Here is a 17,237-nt window from a genome sequence, read left to right as displayed (position 1 = left end):
TTTCGATTATTGCAAATTACACACCATCTTTTTTTAAGTGTTCGTGAATATTAAGAGTTTTCAACTATTACTATTTCTTCATCTGTAAGATTATATAATTGGTAAACCAACTGATCTATTTCCTGTTCAGTTTTTTGAATTTCAGTTTTTAAGGATTGTGCGTTTTGTTTGTTTTCTTCAAAAAGTTCTAACCACTCAAACTCCTCTTTTTTGGTAAGCTGCGTACCTCCTGCTTTTTTGATGGCTTTGCTTAATTCTTTCAAAAATTCACTAAAATCTAATTCGTGCCAGTTTTCGAGTTTATTTGAAATAATTTCAAATGAGTTTCTAGCTGTAAAATATTTTATAAAATTAATGACCTGAGTGTTTAATAATAATCTAAATTTTTCATTCTGCATTGAAGCTAACCTAATATTGTCATTAAAAGAATTTGGAATTGGAATTTGTTCAAGAAAACTATTCAAATAAGAATAATATCCACCTTGCTTTTTAGTACTAATCGAGTGCAGAAAAAATTGAACAACTTTACTATTTAAAAGACCAACTAAATAATAATTATCATAATTTTCTTGTAATAGCCCAAAAACTCCAGCACCACCGCATAAGTAAGTATAACCTTTATGATCTATGGCAAACCTATTTTCTTTACTAATCCCTGGTGTTAAAATCTTTGAAGATTTAAATAAATCTAATTTACCTTTTCTAATTAACTTATACCAATCTCCTGTTTCTGATAATAATTTTCTCGAATCTTTTCTTTTACTTAATTGGTTCTTATGCCTTAAAAGATAATTATATGTTTTTGGGAATTTATTTGACAAAGTATTTTCATCTATAAGTTCTGTTTCGCCAGAGTTTAATTTATAAGGGTAAATTACATAGTCTGTGTCTTGGTTTACAAAAAATCTTGAAATATTTCTACCTCGAACTACAGGTAATAACATTTCAGGTTCTAAATTTTCTTTTTCAATAGCTGCTTTATCAAGTATAAATATTTTATCCATACCACTTGTAAGACCAGTACAAGGATTTGCAAAACTCTTTAATTTGATTGAATTGGTTTCAAGTTTATCCAAAACCGCCTGATAATCTGTGGATTCAAAAACCCATACATTATCATTCATTTTTTTAATATCAATATTATTTTTTGAAACAAGTAAATTATTTGGATTATCCTTATTATAAAGGCTCTCTGAACCTAATTTATTAACTTTATAATAATTAAATTTAGTTGAATTACTTTTTTGAAGCAATAAGATACCTGGATAGGTTGTTGCTTCTTCAAATACTCCTAAACCATTAAAATCTATAAATTCTAATATTCTATAATTTAAAAGTAGCTCCCTTACCTTTCTGCCGTATTCAGCATTAACAAATTGAATTGATGTAATGTAGGATAATAAACCGTTATCTTTAATTATTTTAAAACCTAATTCAAAAAACATTAAACTTATGTCCACTCTTTTATGAGCAACTGAATAATTCTCCTTGTAAAAATCTATCTCTGAATATTTCAAGTTTTGTACTCTAACATACGGTGGATTCCCAATAACCACATCAAAGCCTTGTTTTGGAGAATGAGATTGCTGTGCTTTGCTCGCAAGGTTGATGTTGTCAGCTTCCTTCGCTTTGTTCTTGACTGCGCTCGAACTGACAGCCGGCAATGAGGTTCCAAATATTTGTGGAAACTCGGTTTCCCAATTAAAGGCTTTATCACCGGCTACTGCTTTGCTGTCAATTAAGCTGTTGCCACATTTAATATTGCTGCTTAAATCGTTTAATTTACGGCGTGGTTGTGCGGTTCGTAACCATAAGGATAGTTTTGCAATTTCAACAGATTCTTCGTTTAAATCTACCCCATAAATATTATTTTCCAAAATGGTTTTTTCAATATCGCTTAACACCAAGCCGCCACCCAATAATTTTGCTTTGAGTTCATCTAAATAGTGATGTTCTCTTATTAAAAAATCGAGTGCCTGATTTAAAAATGCACCTGAACCACAAGCCGGATCGCAAATAGTAAGCTGTAATAACCAGGCTCTATAATCATTGAGAATTTTAAGCAAGTTCTCTAAGGTGTTTTGTTGTCTTCCTTTTCTGCTTTTGTAGTATTCTTCTTCCTTAAAACCAAGGGCTTCCTTTTTTTCAGCACAAAGTTTGCCAACTGTATTTTCAACAATGTATTTTGTTATGTATTTTGGTGTGTAAAAAATACCATCCTTTTTACGTTTGCTTTTTTGTTTATCAAAATCACCCTCATCAATTTCAGCATTTACACTTTCAATTTCATTTAATGAGTTTTCAAAAATATGCCCGAGAATGTTAACATCTACCTGACTTTCAAAATCATAGGCTGAAAGTTTCTGGGTGTGTTTAAACAGCAATTCATCATCTATTTCAATAGTATCTAAAATTGTATCGGATTTAAACAGTCCGCCATTATAAGCAAATATTTCTGCTCTTGAACTGGTTTCCTTTCTGCCGGTATCTAAAAAATGGAAATATTGTTTAAATAGACCGTATAATGATTTTTCATCGCCCCAGTCTTTGTCATTTTTCCATTTTTGTACTATTTGTAATACTGAATTTGGCGGTAACAGATTGCGGTCTTCGGCAAAAAATATAAATAGAAACCGATCAATTAATTTTTGTGATTTTTTAAAAAGGGTTCGTTTTACATTTTTTTCAAGTTGCAGCAATTCCTTTTGTGATTTGTTTTCAATAGCAGGAGATTCTGAATTAAGGACGGCATACTGTTTAGACTTTAACTCTTTGGCATTTCGTTTTACTAAATCACGAAATAATTCTCTTTTAAAAATGGAGTAATCGGCATAAAACTGTTTGGTAATTTTTTCTTCTTCAACAACTGATTCCTCTTTAATTTTAAGCGGAAGGTTGTTTAAAATATTTTCGGCACTTAAGCATAAATAACATAAAGCAAATTCTTCTTCGTTAAGGTTAAACAAATTGAATTCAACAAATTCGGTTGCGTCATTAATATAAAATCGCAATTTTTCGAAATTGGAAGTTATAATATACACACACTCTTTTTGGTTTGCTTTGTAATCGAATGCTTGTTTGCGAATGCTTTCAAGGTCTTTTGTATTGGTACCTTTTAATTCAATTACCGCAATAACCACTTTGTTTTTTAATATAGCGCCATCGGCTTTTGGGCATTTGTTTGGTTTTTCTTTTCAGCAACCAAATTAAAATCAGGCATTGGGTTTAGTATGTACCCAAATATATTTACAAATAATTCCGTTAAAAAAATACCTTGATATTCTTCTTCTTTAGATTTTTTTATATTTTCCTGAATTTCAACATTAAAAAAATACTTTTTATATTTTTTGAAGGATTTAGCAACCACCTCTGCATTTTGTAATTTTAAGTAGTTTTTTAGAACTGAAGTTTGATATAATGCCATTAAAAAACGGAATGAATTTGATTAATGTTGAAGTATTAAACTACAACTGCAATTATTTTGCATAAAAATACCATTAAAATATTATTTAACAAACAATAATTTGTAGTTAATTGTTGCTATTTATTTAATGAATTTTTAAAATATTGTTACTGTAGTTTTGTTTAGTAGCTATTTAAATAAAAAAGTGAAATCAATAGACCTCACTTTTTTTTGATTTAACATCTTTTAATTTTTTTTGTTTAATTAACCTGAAACCTTATAAAATTTATATTAAATTTTCCTTTTGCAATCATAGAATTGCTGTTTCATAAAAAATACTTATCCAAATTCTGGTTTTGGCTTATTGCAATTTTAATCTGTAATTTTTATCAAAAAAAATTAATTGTTTATAAAACGTTGTGTTATTAAATTAACTACAACAAGAATCTGTATCAGCGTTATTTTCCTGAACCGAAGGACAATGAACCGTACCATAAGAGCAATAAACACAACAATCGCCCTCTTTTGGTTTTAGCATTACACCGCAGTTTTCACATTCATAAAAAAATTGACAGGCTTCCGTTGGCATTGTTTCTACTTTTTTGTGTCCACAGTTTGGACAAGTGATCTCTGATTTTAATATGATTTTCATTTATATTTTATTTCAGGTTATTACTTTATAACAAGTATTTCTAACTAAACATAAAAAAACAATGTATTTTCATCTGTTCAAATTATAAATTTTAATAAAACCAACCAAATGTTCCGCCACCAAGCCATAGCGCTTTAAACTTCATTTGTCTTAATTTTTCTGCTCCTGCAGCTGAACGGCTGCCACCTTTGCCACAAGCAGTTACATAAAACTTATTCTTATCAAAAGTTTTTGCTTCGTTTTCTAGTTTGTCAAGAGGAATATTGATTGCATTGGGTATGTGTTTTTCATTGTATTCTTCATTGCTTCTTACATCAATAATTACAATTTCGTTTTTACTTTTAAGTTTGTTTTTTAAAGTATTAAGTTCAATGCAGTTGTTTTCTGTTTTCATTTTTATGTAGTTATTTTCGTAAAATCCAATTGAGTATTTTAACAGAAGTGCTCTCACTACATTTCATTCTGAAATATATGATGAATGAAGATAATAGGGTAAGTATGCCAATAAAAAGAATTGAAGCATTGATACTTACTAAGTCGGCTATTATTCCTGTTAAAATAGCGCCAATAGCATACCCTAAATCTCTCCAAAGTCGAAATATTCCAATACTTTTTGCTCTATCCTGAGGATGTGTATTTTCAGCAACTGTGGCTAAAAAAGTAGGGTAAACCATTGCTGTTCCCCAACCCAAAATAGACGAAAGTGCTACATAGTGAAACATTGTATTTGCCCAAACAAACGAAACCAATGCTATGGCTTGTAAAAACATTCCTGTAAAGAGCATATCTTTTTTGCAAAACTTGTCTGCCATTTTACCTGTAAAAAGCTGTCCAATTCCCCAAACACCAGGATAAACAGCAGCTACAATACCTATTTGTTCCAAGGTGAAATTTTTATTGGCAAGCAGTATCGGAAATATCCCCCAAACCATTCCATCATTTAAATTGTTGATTAAACCAGCCTGAGTTACTGAACCGAGGTTTTTATCTTTCCATGTGGTATCCCAAAAAATATTTTTTAGTTTTGGAATGGTGCTGGTTGTTGTTTCTTTGGCAACATGGTGTTTTGTATCTTTAACAAAAAAAACACTTCCTATTAGCCCTAAAAATACCAAAATAAATCCCAAGTAAAAAGGGTAGGGTCTGATGCCATATTTACCTGCAATCCAACCTGTTAAAAAAGCAATTATCGCAACTGAAAGGTAGCCAGAAAATTCATTCAAGCCCATTGCAAAGCCTCTTTGTTTTTCTCCCACAAGGTCAATTTTCATTACTACCGTGCTTGACCACGTTAATCCTTGGTTTATACCTAAAAGCACATTGGCTGCAATTATCCAGTTCCAATTGGGTGCATACATTAAGATAAAAGGAATGGGAATAGCTATTAGCCAACCTGTAACCAATAAATTTTTCCTACCGTATTTATTGGCTAATGCACCTGTGTAATAATTAGTAATGGCTTTTACAATCCCAAAAACTATGATAAAGGAAAGAATGGCGGTTTTGGCAGCAATGGTAAAATCCTGTTCAGCTATTTGCGGAAGAATGGAACGTTCCAATCCCACCATACCTCCAACAAAACCATTAATGATTACTAACAATGTAAACTGTTTCCAGTTTTCTTTTAGTCCCAGTTTTACATTTTTCATATTAGCTATTATTTGTTTTTTATAAAGTTATAGGATATGCATAAATTTTAAATAGTGGTTGTGACTTTCTTCTAGAGTATACTTATTCCATGTTAAAAAGTTAATACTTTGTCGCTTTCCACCACCCAATTTGTAAATTCTGCCATAGTACTTATTTCAGCACCTTCTATAAGTTGCATATTTTTTAAGCCGCGCGCATCGGCACAACTGCCACAAATTTTAAGTTTAGCACCTTTGTTTATTGAATATTTAAACATTCTTTCTATGTTATAATAGCCATTTGGTGTATTTTGATTGGCAATAGCACAATTCACCTCATCTGCCATTAAAAAAATTCGAACTTCTACTGTTTCGTGTTCTTTGGCAAGTTGATTGGCTAGTCGTAAAGCATTATATGCTTTTTCTGTTCCATAAGGAGCGTCGTTAATTAAAATTAAAATTGATATTTTAATTTTTAATTGTTAAATATTTCTTTTCATTTCATCAAATTGTTCTTTGGTAATTTCTCCTTTTGCATATCTCTTTTTGAGAATATCTAAAGGTGTTTCATTATGCGGTTGCCTTGTATTATTATTCCTTAAAAAAAGAACAAGCAGTACGATAACAATAATTGGAATCAGCCACATTCCCCAGCCCATTCCCCAGTAATATCCGTGTGTCATAGTTTTATATATTTAGTTATTATTTAATTTTTAAAAATCAACTTTCAATACCAAATTTCCAACAATGCCATCTAATGGCGTATATAATTCATTGAAAATAGGGTTTGTTATTGGATTGCTAATACTATTTTTATACCGGTTCAATTTATAAAAGATTTTACAATTGAATCATTATTTTCAATAATTGCCAGAACTTTGTTTAAAATTACTATTAAATTATTATGTCGCAAACAATAATTAGCTCTAATTATAACAATTTTATAAAGTTTTAGCATTTATGTTGTGCGTACCTGTGTAAAATAAAAAAGTGAGATCTTTCAATCCCACTTTTTTCACTTAAACAAATCTGAGGTTTTTTTGATAATTTAATTAACCGGCATCATTATAAAATTAACACTTAATGTACCATTTGCCATCATAGTCATTTCTCCCATACTTTGATCGTTACCAACTGGATTCATTGTATAACCATCTAATTCAGCTGACATTGTGTATGTTCCCTGAGGAATTCCGATAAATGTATAATTACCGTTTGCATCAGTATGCGTAGTGGTGTAAACTGTATTATTATGCATTAAAGTTACGGTTGCATTTGGTAAATTACCAGTTGCATCATGAATAGTTCCGTTTATTGTTCCTGCATTGGTCATATCTACCACTCTCATAGAAGGAGTAAAGGTAAAACCAGACATACTCATCATCATTCCAGCTCCGGTACCAGTAAATGAAACACCTTCTAAATTAAAGGAATCTGCCACATTCATATCCATTAAATAGTCACTCATATTACCTGTAGTAATAGTAAGCATCTGATCTAACTGAATATCGATACTTTTTTTATCATTGTTCAGGGCAACTCCGTTTTGCATCATTCCCATACCGCTTCCTGAAAAACCATTTTGACTCATATTATAGTTAAAGGTTGTACCATCTTTCAAGGTCATTTGCGTATCAGAAATAAACAATCTAATCATATTGTAATTTCCAACAGGTATTTCGGTACTCGCTAACGTTTTTGTAATACCATTAACCAAATCTAACATATTATAAGTCATAGCCGTATTTGTAACCATTACAAATGAGTTTGCACTTGCACTGTTACCCATTTCAATTTTATCAATGGTTACACTGGCATTTGTAAACTGATTATAATGCATTGGCGCATCAGTTAATTTTAATGAAAGAGTTCCTGTTGGACCTACTGAATTATCTTTTGAACAACTAATTGTTGCTATTGCCAAAAAGGCAATGAATAAATATTTTATTGTTTTCATTTTTTATTTGTATTTAATTATTTTAAATTATGTATGATTTATTAATAACTTATGCTATTAATAATTAATTTATACTATGAAAAAAATCATAGCAAACAGTATATAATTAAAACAAATCAAATACGAAAAACCCTATAAAGAATGGTTAGATTTTTTGAAATAGGAGGCGGAAAATAATTTTTATAAAAAGGAATTTCAAATTCCTTGTTTAAGAAAAGTCCAGCGTTTAAATCAATAAAAGAAGAATATATGAACTGTTGTTTAGAAGCAATAGAAGTTGAAACTTCTTTTTTAAATTGCGAACCGCTAATAAAATCAAATTCAGTTTTACAACACGAATTTTTGGAAACAGATTTATTGTGAGTTGAGAAAGAACAATCGTTGTTGTTCATAACTTCCATACCGCATTCTTTAGCGTGACCAAAAAATGATTTAGAATAGAGTTGACCACCGCATAAATGCTTTTCTACCGTAAAAGAAAATGAAGAAAACAGCACTAAAAATGCCAGCAGAACAGTTGCTATATTGGTAAGAAATTTTCTCATATTATTATAACGAAATCTTTCATTATTTATGGTATAAAAATACGAATAAATCTTTTATTAAGAAGATTAATTTGTGTAACATAAGTTACTTAATAACTATAATAACATTTATATAAAAGCAGGGATTTACCCCCTGCCTTTATAAGTAATTCTATTTAAAAAAACTACTTTTAATTTGCTGATTTTAGAAATTCAAATATTTTATCAGATTGTTCTTTTGATAAATTAGCTCTAACCCGCATATGTAATTGAATGGTACTCCAATCTGTATCATTAAAACTTGCCGGAGAAGGTATATTATGGCATCTTATGCAGTTTTCACCCCATAACTGTGCTCCTGATTTATTTTTATACGCTGCAACTTTTTCAGAAGAACAAGATTGCAATGTAAATGCAGCTATTATGCTTATAACAACGGCTGCAAAACCTATTATTTTTAAAGTTTTCATTTTATATGTTTTTTAATTAGTTAAAATCCGATTGCCCAGTTTAAGAACAATGCTTTTTCATTAATTTTACCCACAACATCATGGCCTCCTTCACCGGTTATATTTTGATAATTCAATTTAATTAATGAATGCCAACTTAACCAATAATTTAATCCAAAGGAAAATTCTTTTTTATTCGTTGCAAAACCAGAACCCACTGGAGTTTCAAGTTTTGAATATCTACCAACAAACTCAAGGTTTTTTATAAAACTATTGCCAGACATAGTAGGTCTATACGATAATTGTCCATAATAAGAAGAGCTCACATTATTAAAATTAAGATCTTCAAATACTCCAGGTTCTTCTTCTACTGTATACGTAATATTGTCAATAGTTGATTTAGCGTATTGAGATTTGATATCAACAATACCTCCAATTTCTGGAAGTTGCTTTACAAAAGAAAAATCAAATGCAAATAGTTTTGCACCTATGTTTTCGTAAGCAGTTTCTTTGGTACCAACATTCCCAGCTGCATAATAAGAAAATCCTATTTCAGTTGATGAATCGGAAAATGGTAAAAGTCCGATTCTGGTACCAAAAGCTCTATTATTATTATTGTCTTTCAAATTATCAAACATTAGCATACCACTTTCCATTGGCTCCTCACCATTTGGAGTTTTTAAAGTAGGACCGTTTGTTGTATAAACGGAATAGTTCATTGTACCTGAACCAATTCTAAAAGCTCCTCTTAATTCTACTCCAACACCAGACATTGGTGCAATGCCATCGTGGCCAAAGCCAAGCGGTTTAGTAGGCATTCGGTTTACCCAGCTTGGGTGCAAGCGTTCCATAAACGTACCAAATGGCACCAAAAATTTTCCCGCTCTAACCGTTACATAATCATTTAAAACATACATTATATCGGCATATTCTAAGCCAATATCTAAACTTCCGGTTGACATATCCATTTCCAATTCAGATTCAAACATAAGTCTGTCTGATTGCTTAAAAAGAAAAATTGGAGAAAATCCACCGGCATTAAAAGATGAACTTTTATCACCATTTAAATTAAAAGAATTAAAACCCACATCACCAAAACCACGAATCATAAATTGATTATTACTTGATTTAAAGTCGTTTTGCTGTGCTTGTAAATTGAATACCATCAAACTTAATATGCATATTATTAGTATTTTTTTCATTTTATTATTTTTTAAAGGTTCTAATGTAAGCAACCAATTGCCAACGTTGTGTTTCCGTTAAAATATCCTTGTAAGCTGCCATTGGTGGATTTCCATTGGTCATTTTCCAAAATAATTCTCCATTTGTTTGTGATTGCACTGAACTTAATGTAAAATTTGCTGGTTTTGGATTAAGGGCTGCTCCTGCCATACCATCACCTTTCCCTTTTATACCATGACAAATAACACACATTTGTGTGAATAATGCTTTCCCTGCTTTAGCATCGTTAGCATTCATTTTTAAAGGGCTTTTGATCGTTTTTGCAGCACTTGGAGCCACCCATTTACTTTGGGCATTAACCGTAAACGTTGCAGAAATAAGTAATAATAATGTAAGTGATACTTTCATAAATTTTATTTAAATAGGATTATTAATGATTTGTTTTTAATTATTCTAAGAATTTATTACAAATTTCATCAATATTCAGTATTTATAAATACCCTATAATCCTTATAAAATACAATTCTAAAAATATACCTACTAACCCTTATAACGTTTTAATTAAGAGTTTAATTTAAAAGGCGTTATAAAGAACTATTAATATAAAGAGTGAAAGGAAAGGATAATCAAATTAGTCCATTTTGAATTGCATAATGTACCAAGCCAATAATACTTTTTGTGTGAAGTTTCTCCATGATATGTTTTCTGTGTGTCTCAACTGTTCTTATGCTAATGAAAAGTTTTTCAGCTATTTGTTGACTACTATTATCTTCAAGTATTAATTTAATTACTTCTAACTCTCTATTAGTTAGTGGAATTTTTTCTGTCAATTTTATATTTCTTTTATTATCCGAAGTTTCTTTAGTTAATTTAAGTTTTTTCTTACCATTTTCCGATTGATGAAAAGCTAAATACAAAATCCCAGTTTTTTTATTATTCGTGTCATAAATAAAAGTTTTAGAGAAAGATACTGGAATCGCTATTTTTGATTTAGAATAATATTTATTATATATATTTTGAACTGTTTCTTCTGTTAAAGTTATACTTTCTTTTTTTCTTTCACTAAGTAATATCTTCTCAATAGATTCTCCAATAAGTTCTTCTTCTTTATATTCTAATAGGTCTATTGTAGCCTTATTTACTATTAATATTCTTCCATCAACATTTGTAATTATTACTGACTCCATAATTTTAGCAAGTATGCTATTAAGATAATCTTTTGAAACTGTAGTTTCTGACAAAACTTTAATCATATTATTAAATAAATTAACAAAATTATAAATTTCGTCATGGGTTCCTTGATTAACTTCTACTTTTAAATCAGAATTCCCTTGCGTAATATTTTTGGCTGTCTTAGCTAAATTTTCTAATGGTTTTGTTATTTCTTTAGCATAATAAAATCCTACTATTACTGATGCTATAATTATAATTAACACCACAATAATAATAATTCTAGGAGTCCTTGTATTTGTTACTTGATTTGAGTTTAGTTCTCTATTCATTAACGTTGATGAAGATGACAATAATATGTCTATTTTTTTTTCAATAGTTGCAACATTACTATCCATAACTTCCATCATAATAGCTCCTTGAGTATTACCAACAGGGGTTTTTAACTCAAATATTTTATTACTCAGCCCCTCAACTTCATGAAATATATTTTCTATTTCTTCTAAAAAGTGTTCATTAAAATGATTGTTTTCAACCGCTTTGCACTCTTCTAATTGCTGCTTAGTTATAGCATCTAATTTTTTAAAATTTAAAATTTCCACTTTATTACCATGGATTAGATAATCATTTGCAGGCATCAAAAGCTCCGTAAAATTTAATTTTAAGCTATGAAGATTATTGTATTTATTAGATTCCTTTAATATAATTTCAGATGTGCTTTCAAGCTTATTTACACTTACTATTCCAACATAAGCTATAATCAGATTTAAAAATAACATAACAGAAATTCCAATCAACAACTTTTGAAAGATAGATATTTTAGGTCTAAAGAAACTAAAATTAATTTTCATTGTTTTAATATTTTTTTAATAAATATTGTGGCTTTTAAATCACTCAATGGAGATCTTAATTATTCTGTTTTAGCATTGACTATTACTAAACCGAGATTTGTGTATGTTTTTTTAACGTGTTCGCTTAAACAATTATTAATTTTACTAATGTTATTCTATATTATTCATTAATTGTCCCATCCAATTTTTAATTATTTTTTTTTCTTTAACAGATAGTCTAGCATCTCTATGAATTAAAGTATAAGATGAAAGTGGCATTTCATCATCTTTAATTTGGTTGATAATTGCCTTTAATTTACTTTTTTGTTTACGTTTTGAATAGCTTCCAAATTCACTGAAATTTAATTCCTTTTTACCGTTATTAATATGGCTTTCCATCATCCAATTAATGGGTTGAATTTTATTGTACCAAGGATAATTGGTGTTATTACTGTGGCAGTCAAAGCAAGAATTTTTTAGTATAATTTGAATATTTTCAGGTACCACATATATTTTTGTAAAATCGGTTTTTAAAATAACCATACTTTCATTGCGTTTAGTGGGTATGAATTGAATACCCACTAACACAATTATTATAAAAATTAGTATTTTTTTGAATTTAGACATTAATTTATTTGTTTTTGAATGGTGCCACAAGTTGGTGTTTTCCTGCCTAAATACGGATTGCTAGTTTCTTTGGTTTCACTTAGCCAAATTGCTCCTTTGCCATCTCCTACCATCGGACAAAAATATTGGTATAACGTTTTACTTGTACCTAGTAAAATAACCAAATCATTAATATCGACGCTTAAACTTTCAAAATGTTCGCGTTGATGTTCAATAGGATTTTTTGATATGTGCTCTGCATTTTCTTTTGCATCATCTTCTATATCTATGTACTTCTTTTTCTGTTCTTCAGAAAGTTTAGATCTATCAAAATTAGCGAATGCTTTAAGAAGTTTTTCTGCACTTTTTGTGGCTTTACCATTACTGTCATCAGCTAAACCATTTTTTAAATCTAAATAGGCTTCAATAATTGGTGTGGTCGTTTTATTTTTTTGAGTAACCACATATTCATTATTTCTTTTGTTTTTTTGCATCATAGAATTAGTTTTCATCCCATTATTTATTGGCTTTGCGTTGTTTTGCATTTCCATTCCAGGCTGCATTTCAGCATTGGTTTGTTTTTTTTCATTTTTACAAGCTGTCAAAAACAGCATTGAAATTGCAACTACATACATTGTTTTTTTCATTTTTTTAGTTTTTAGTTATTAATATTTATTTAAATAAAGTATTCCGATTTATAAAGTATTAAATTTGAAACAAACTTTTTTTTAAAATTATTTAATTATTAAGTTCAATTGTAAAATAGGAACCATCTTTTTTAGTATATTTTTGAGAAATAATCCCATTTTTAATAGATATAATTTCGTTTAAGGTGTAATTTAAGTTCAAAACATTTATACTTCCAACAAAGGTTTTAATTTTAATATTACCTGTTAAATTGTAATTTTCATTGGTTATTTTTTTAATTTTTCTATTTGTGAATTTTATAAAAGTCTTGGTATTTACACCTAAAAATTTGGTTTTATAGTTTATCTTAAGCGAAAAATCATCAATCTTATCAATGTTTTCAAACGAAGATGGATATAAAAAATTATTGCTTAAAATAGTAATATTAATATCCTTGGATTCCGTATTTACTAATGGAAATACACTCATAAAAACAGATCCATTTTGAGATTTATCACATAGATAATTAAAAGATTTTTCAGACTTTAAGCCTCCTTTTTTATTATAATTTTTAGTATTAATTTTTAGAGAATAACCTTTAATATCTTTTTTTATTTTCCCAATATTTAAAAGTTGAGAATCTATAATAAAACCTTTTTTGTTATAATTAATTTTTTTAAATTGTTTACCTTCTATTTGAAACATTAACATACCGTTATTGCTTTGTGCCAATAGGTTTTGTGTTGGTATTAATAACCAAATTAAAATAAAGACGAAAAAATTATTATCTATTTTATTTTTCATACAGAATTCACTATCTGAAATTATTTACTAATTAATTTTAAACTTCCTTTTCAATACTGATTCCTTTGAGTTGTATATCCGTTGATTCTATATTTCTATTTTACAAGGACTTAAAATTAGTGGAGAATTAGCGGCGGTATAGATTATTTTTTATTTTTTAAAGGTTCTTAGATAAGCTACCAATTGCCAACGTTGTGTTTCAGTTAAAATATCCTTATAGGCTGACATAGGCGGATTGCCATTTGTTATTTTCCAAAATAATTCACCATCTGTTTGTGATTGCACTGAGTTTAGCGTGAGATTTGCTGGCTTTGGTATTAAAGCCGCACCTGCCATACCATTTCCTTCACCTTTTATACCATGACAAATAACACACGTCTGAGTAAATAATGCTTCTCCAGCTTTAACATCATTAGCCTCCATTTTTAAAGGGCTTTTAATTGTTTTTGCTGAACTTGGTGCTACCCATTTTGTTTGAGTAGAACCAGTAGTTACTATTCCATGATTCATTGGCATCGATGAGTTATGCATTTGCATTCCAGGTTGCATTTGAGTAGCGTTCGTTTGCTTTTTTTTATTTTTACAAGCTGTCAAAAACAGCATTGAGATTGCTACTATATAAATTGTTGTTTTCATTCTTTTTTAAATTTAAGAATTGATAATTCGTTTTTGCTCTTCGCATTCTTCTCTGGCAATTTCACTATTAGCGAAGCTACTGTTCAAAATATCCTTAGGACTCTCTTTTTTATTAGCTTATTCCCTTTTTTACACACCACATATAAAAGCTATTACACCCAAGGCTATACCAGCATCAACATATTTTTAATTTTTGGTTATATAAGCCTGTTTTGAAATATTTCAAAACAGGCTCTAAGTGTTATTTGTTGTGTTAATATTCTTTGGAGTCTTCTTTTTTGTTCTTCATTTCCTCCATCATTTTCTCTTTCATTTTAGGGTTTTTCATCATCGCTTCCATCATTTTCGGGTTTTCCTTCATTTTTTGCATTAGCATCTTTCTACCTTCTGGATTTTTTAACATCTTATCGAGCATCATTGTTTGCATTTTTTCTTTCATTTCAGGATTTTCCTCCATCATTTTTTGCATATGAGATTTCATTTTTTCTTTCATTTCAGGATTGCTTTTCATCATCGCTTTCATCTTTCCAGGTTCCATCATTTGCATATGTTTCTTCATCATTATCTTACGTGCCCCGTCATCCTGCTGTGCCAAGTCGATAAATTCACTGAATTGGCTTGGATTCGAAATTATCTCTTGATAAACCGCATTTCTATTTTCTTGCTTTCCCAAAGTTTCGGAAGCATTAAAGGTGGATTTACAACTCACCAATGAGCCTATTACACCAATAATCAATAAAGTTTTTACAATTGTTTTCATTTTTCTTTGTTTTAGTGTTAATTATTATTTAATTCTTTTCTGTTTTTGGCAATAGAAAAAAGTTGGATACTAAAGTTTTTCAATTACATTTTTCAATTTTGCGGTAATCTCTTGGGCAATATCCCCTAAAGCCTTGTTTTCTACCGATTGCATGGAAGCCATCGGATTGACTGCCGCAACTTCAACCATTCCTTTTGAAATTTCCTGAACGATGACATTACAGGGCAACATAGTACCAATCTTATCCTCGGTCACTAAAGCTTTATGAGCATAAGGCGGATTGCAGGCTCCCAATATTTTATACTTCTTGAAGTCAATATCAAGTTTCTTTTTTAGTGTTTCTTTTACATCGATTTCGGTCAAAATACCAAAACCTTCTTTTTTCAGTTCTTCTGTTACTTTGTCAATTATCTGATCAAAAGTCCCTTTTAGGGTTTTGTTAAAATAATACTTCATGATTTTTAAATTTAAGAATTAATAATCCGTTTTTGTTTTTCGTATTCTTCTTTGGTGATGTGACCATTAGCAAATCGGCGGTTCAAGATTTCAAGGGGCGTTTCTCTTCTGAGAATTTTACTGCTGTTTTTTCCTGTATATAGTAAAATTCCTAAAATAGCGACTCCTAATACAATAACCCATGTGTACATCATAATTTCTATTTTTTATTTGTTATTGTTTCTTTTCAAAAACCATTTTTCGCCAAAAAAGATAAGCATCATGACTACTAATGCAACTATTATAACAGTTATATCTGAACTTGCCTTAATCCATAAAAAGGCACTTAAAACTACTATATCTAAAATTATTGCTGTTAGCACCATAAAGGAATTGGCCTTTATCTCTTTTCTTAAATTTTTTAGTATGCCCCATTGAACTCCTATGTCCATCACCAAATAAAATATAGCTCCTAGAGATGCAATACGACTTAAATCAAAAAAAATGGTTAATAAAATAGCAATGATAGCAACATAAACCAACATGTGTCTTTGAATATTTCCAGACATGCCAAAATGGTTGTGCGGGATAAGTTTCATATTTGTTAGCATTGCCATCATTCTTGATACGGCAAAAATACTGGCTATAATTCCAGATATTGTAGCTGCTATTGCAATACCAACGGTAAACCATAGTCCGTATTTTCCAAAGGCAGGTTTGGATGCTTCAGCCAGTGAATAATCTTTGGCTGTAACAATTTCTGAAATCGTTAAACTTGAAGAGACAGCAAATGCTACTAAGAGATAAATTACGGTACATATTACAAGAGATATAACAATAGCTCTCCCTACATTTTTATTTGGGTTTACAATTTCTCCGCCGCTGTTCGTAATTGTTGTAAATCCTTTGTACGCCAAAATAGACAAGGCTAATGCACCTAAATAATCAGCTATCACATAATTTGAGGAGTTACTTACAGAAATACTATCCTGAAATGAAAATCCTGCTATCCATAAAGTAGCTATAGCAAAAATAGCGATACCGCCAACCTTTATAATAGCCATTATTAATGAAGACTTTCCAATAATGTTATTTCCGGAAATATTAATTAGAAAAGCACCAACTATGAGGAAAACACCTAAAAGTGATACCCAAACACCATTATTGCTAACATTAAAGAGCTGCAACGTATAAGATCCAAAAGTACGAGCAACCAGACTTTCGTTAATAATCATTGAAAAAGCCATTAACAGCGCACTTGATGCCGCAACGGTTCCTTTTCCGTAGGCTTTTACCAAGTACATGGCTATGCCTCCTGATGAAGGAAACGCATTTGACATCTTGATATAACCATAGGCACTAAATCCTGAAATTATCGCTCCAACAATGAAGGCAAATGGAAATAAATTGCCTGACAGTTCAGCAACCTGACCTAATAAAGCAAAAATGCCAGCACCAATCATTACACCAGTTCCTAATGCCACTGCTCCTATTAGTGATATGCTATCTTTTTTATAGTTATTATTCATAAATATCTTATAGATAAAACTCCACCTAAACCGTTGTAGTAACTA

At 29.9% G+C, this 17,237-nt stretch carries 19 protein-coding genes and 1 pseudogene; all 20 read right to left on the bottom strand.

The features are described from left to right. Positions 1–50: 50 nt before the first annotated feature. Positions 51–3,424: pseudogene (locus R3342_RS04925) on the bottom strand (Eco57I restriction-modification methylase domain-containing protein). Between the two features lie 409 nt (positions 3,425–3,833). Continuing rightward, a complete protein-coding gene (locus tag R3342_RS04915; RefSeq protein ID WP_318938572.1) occupies positions 3,834–4,055 on the bottom strand; it encodes a GDCCVxC domain-containing (seleno)protein in 222 nt (73 codons plus the stop codon). Positions 4,056–4,146: 91 nt separating this feature from the next. Then, complete coding sequence (locus R3342_RS04910) at positions 4,147–4,449, bottom strand: rhodanese-like domain-containing protein (RefSeq protein WP_318938571.1); 303 nt, start codon at positions 4,447–4,449, stop codon at positions 4,147–4,149. 10 nt (positions 4,450–4,459) lie between these two features. Then, a complete protein-coding gene (locus tag R3342_RS04905; protein WP_318938569.1) occupies positions 4,460–5,656 on the bottom strand; it encodes an MFS transporter in 1,197 nt (398 codons plus the stop codon). 140 nt (positions 5,657–5,796) lie between these two features. After that, positions 5,797–6,132, bottom strand: a complete 336-nt coding sequence (locus tag R3342_RS04900) for a DsrE/DsrF/TusD sulfur relay family protein (protein ID WP_318938871.1) — start codon at positions 6,130–6,132, stop codon at positions 5,797–5,799. Positions 6,133–6,165: 33 nt separating this feature from the next. Next, positions 6,166–6,366 carry an SHOCT domain-containing protein gene (locus R3342_RS04895; RefSeq protein WP_318938566.1) on the bottom strand — a complete coding sequence of 67 codons (201 nt, stop codon included), beginning with the start codon at positions 6,364–6,366 and terminating at the stop codon, positions 6,166–6,168. Between the two features lie 365 nt (positions 6,367–6,731). Then, positions 6,732–7,640, bottom strand: a complete 909-nt coding sequence (locus tag R3342_RS04890; protein ID WP_318938564.1) for a DUF4382 domain-containing protein — start codon at positions 7,638–7,640, stop codon at positions 6,732–6,734. A gap of 116 nt (positions 7,641–7,756) precedes the next feature. Beyond that, on the bottom strand, positions 7,757–8,185 hold the full coding sequence (locus tag R3342_RS04885) for an HYC_CC_PP family protein (RefSeq protein WP_318938563.1): 429 nt from the start codon (positions 8,183–8,185) through the stop codon (positions 7,757–7,759). Between the two features lie 170 nt (positions 8,186–8,355). Further along, the gene (locus R3342_RS04880; RefSeq protein ID WP_318938561.1) at positions 8,356–8,634 is read right to left on the bottom strand and encodes a cytochrome c; all 279 of its coding nucleotides are present in this window, start codon (positions 8,632–8,634) and stop codon (positions 8,356–8,358) included. A gap of 20 nt (positions 8,635–8,654) precedes the next feature. Further along, positions 8,655–9,815 (bottom strand): hypothetical protein, encoded by a 1,161-nt coding sequence (locus tag R3342_RS04875; RefSeq protein ID WP_318938560.1) that lies wholly within the window; start codon positions 9,813–9,815, stop codon positions 8,655–8,657. Positions 9,816–9,819: 4 nt separating this feature from the next. Then, a complete protein-coding gene (locus tag R3342_RS04870; RefSeq protein WP_318938559.1) occupies positions 9,820–10,203 on the bottom strand; it encodes a cytochrome c in 384 nt (127 codons plus the stop codon). Positions 10,204–10,421: 218 nt separating this feature from the next. Beyond that, positions 10,422–11,816: a LuxR C-terminal-related transcriptional regulator gene (locus tag R3342_RS04865; protein WP_318938557.1), complete on the bottom strand. Its 1,395-nt coding sequence runs from the start codon at positions 11,814–11,816 to the stop codon at positions 10,422–10,424. Positions 11,817–11,966: 150 nt separating this feature from the next. Continuing rightward, positions 11,967–12,422: a heme-binding domain-containing protein gene (locus R3342_RS04860; RefSeq protein ID WP_318938555.1), complete on the bottom strand. Its 456-nt coding sequence runs from the start codon at positions 12,420–12,422 to the stop codon at positions 11,967–11,969. Continuing rightward, complete coding sequence (locus R3342_RS04855) at positions 12,422–13,048, bottom strand: DUF3347 domain-containing protein (RefSeq protein ID WP_318938553.1); 627 nt, start codon at positions 13,046–13,048, stop codon at positions 12,422–12,424. Before R3342_RS04855 ends, R3342_RS04860 begins: the two co-directional genes overlap by 1 nt. A gap of 91 nt (positions 13,049–13,139) precedes the next feature. Further along, positions 13,140–13,832, bottom strand: a complete 693-nt coding sequence (locus R3342_RS04850) for a hypothetical protein (protein ID WP_318938552.1) — start codon at positions 13,830–13,832, stop codon at positions 13,140–13,142. A gap of 150 nt (positions 13,833–13,982) precedes the next feature. After that, positions 13,983–14,363 carry a cytochrome c gene (locus R3342_RS04845; RefSeq protein ID WP_318938550.1) on the bottom strand — a complete coding sequence of 127 codons (381 nt, stop codon included), beginning with the start codon at positions 14,361–14,363 and terminating at the stop codon, positions 13,983–13,985. Positions 14,364–14,721: 358 nt separating this feature from the next. Beyond that, on the bottom strand, positions 14,722–15,228 hold the full coding sequence (locus tag R3342_RS04840) for a hypothetical protein (RefSeq protein WP_318938549.1): 507 nt from the start codon (positions 15,226–15,228) through the stop codon (positions 14,722–14,724). A gap of 69 nt (positions 15,229–15,297) precedes the next feature. Beyond that, positions 15,298–15,684, bottom strand: coding sequence for a DUF302 domain-containing protein (locus tag R3342_RS04835; protein WP_318938548.1), 387 nt, complete (start codon positions 15,682–15,684; stop codon positions 15,298–15,300). Between the two features lie 11 nt (positions 15,685–15,695). Next, positions 15,696–15,878, bottom strand: a complete 183-nt coding sequence (locus tag R3342_RS04830; protein ID WP_318938547.1) for an SHOCT domain-containing protein — start codon at positions 15,876–15,878, stop codon at positions 15,696–15,698. Between the two features lie 12 nt (positions 15,879–15,890). Further along, a complete protein-coding gene (locus tag R3342_RS04825; protein WP_318938546.1) occupies positions 15,891–17,192 on the bottom strand; it encodes an APC family permease in 1,302 nt (433 codons plus the stop codon). Positions 17,193–17,237 lie beyond the last annotated feature (45 nt).

It is taken from the genome of Lutibacter sp. (genome assembly GCF_033723435.1).
Classification (GTDB): Bacteria; Bacteroidota; Bacteroidia; order Flavobacteriales; family Flavobacteriaceae; genus Lutibacter.
The sequence above is the reverse complement of the archived record's forward strand: the minus strand, read 5'-3'. Positions and strand labels throughout refer to the sequence as shown.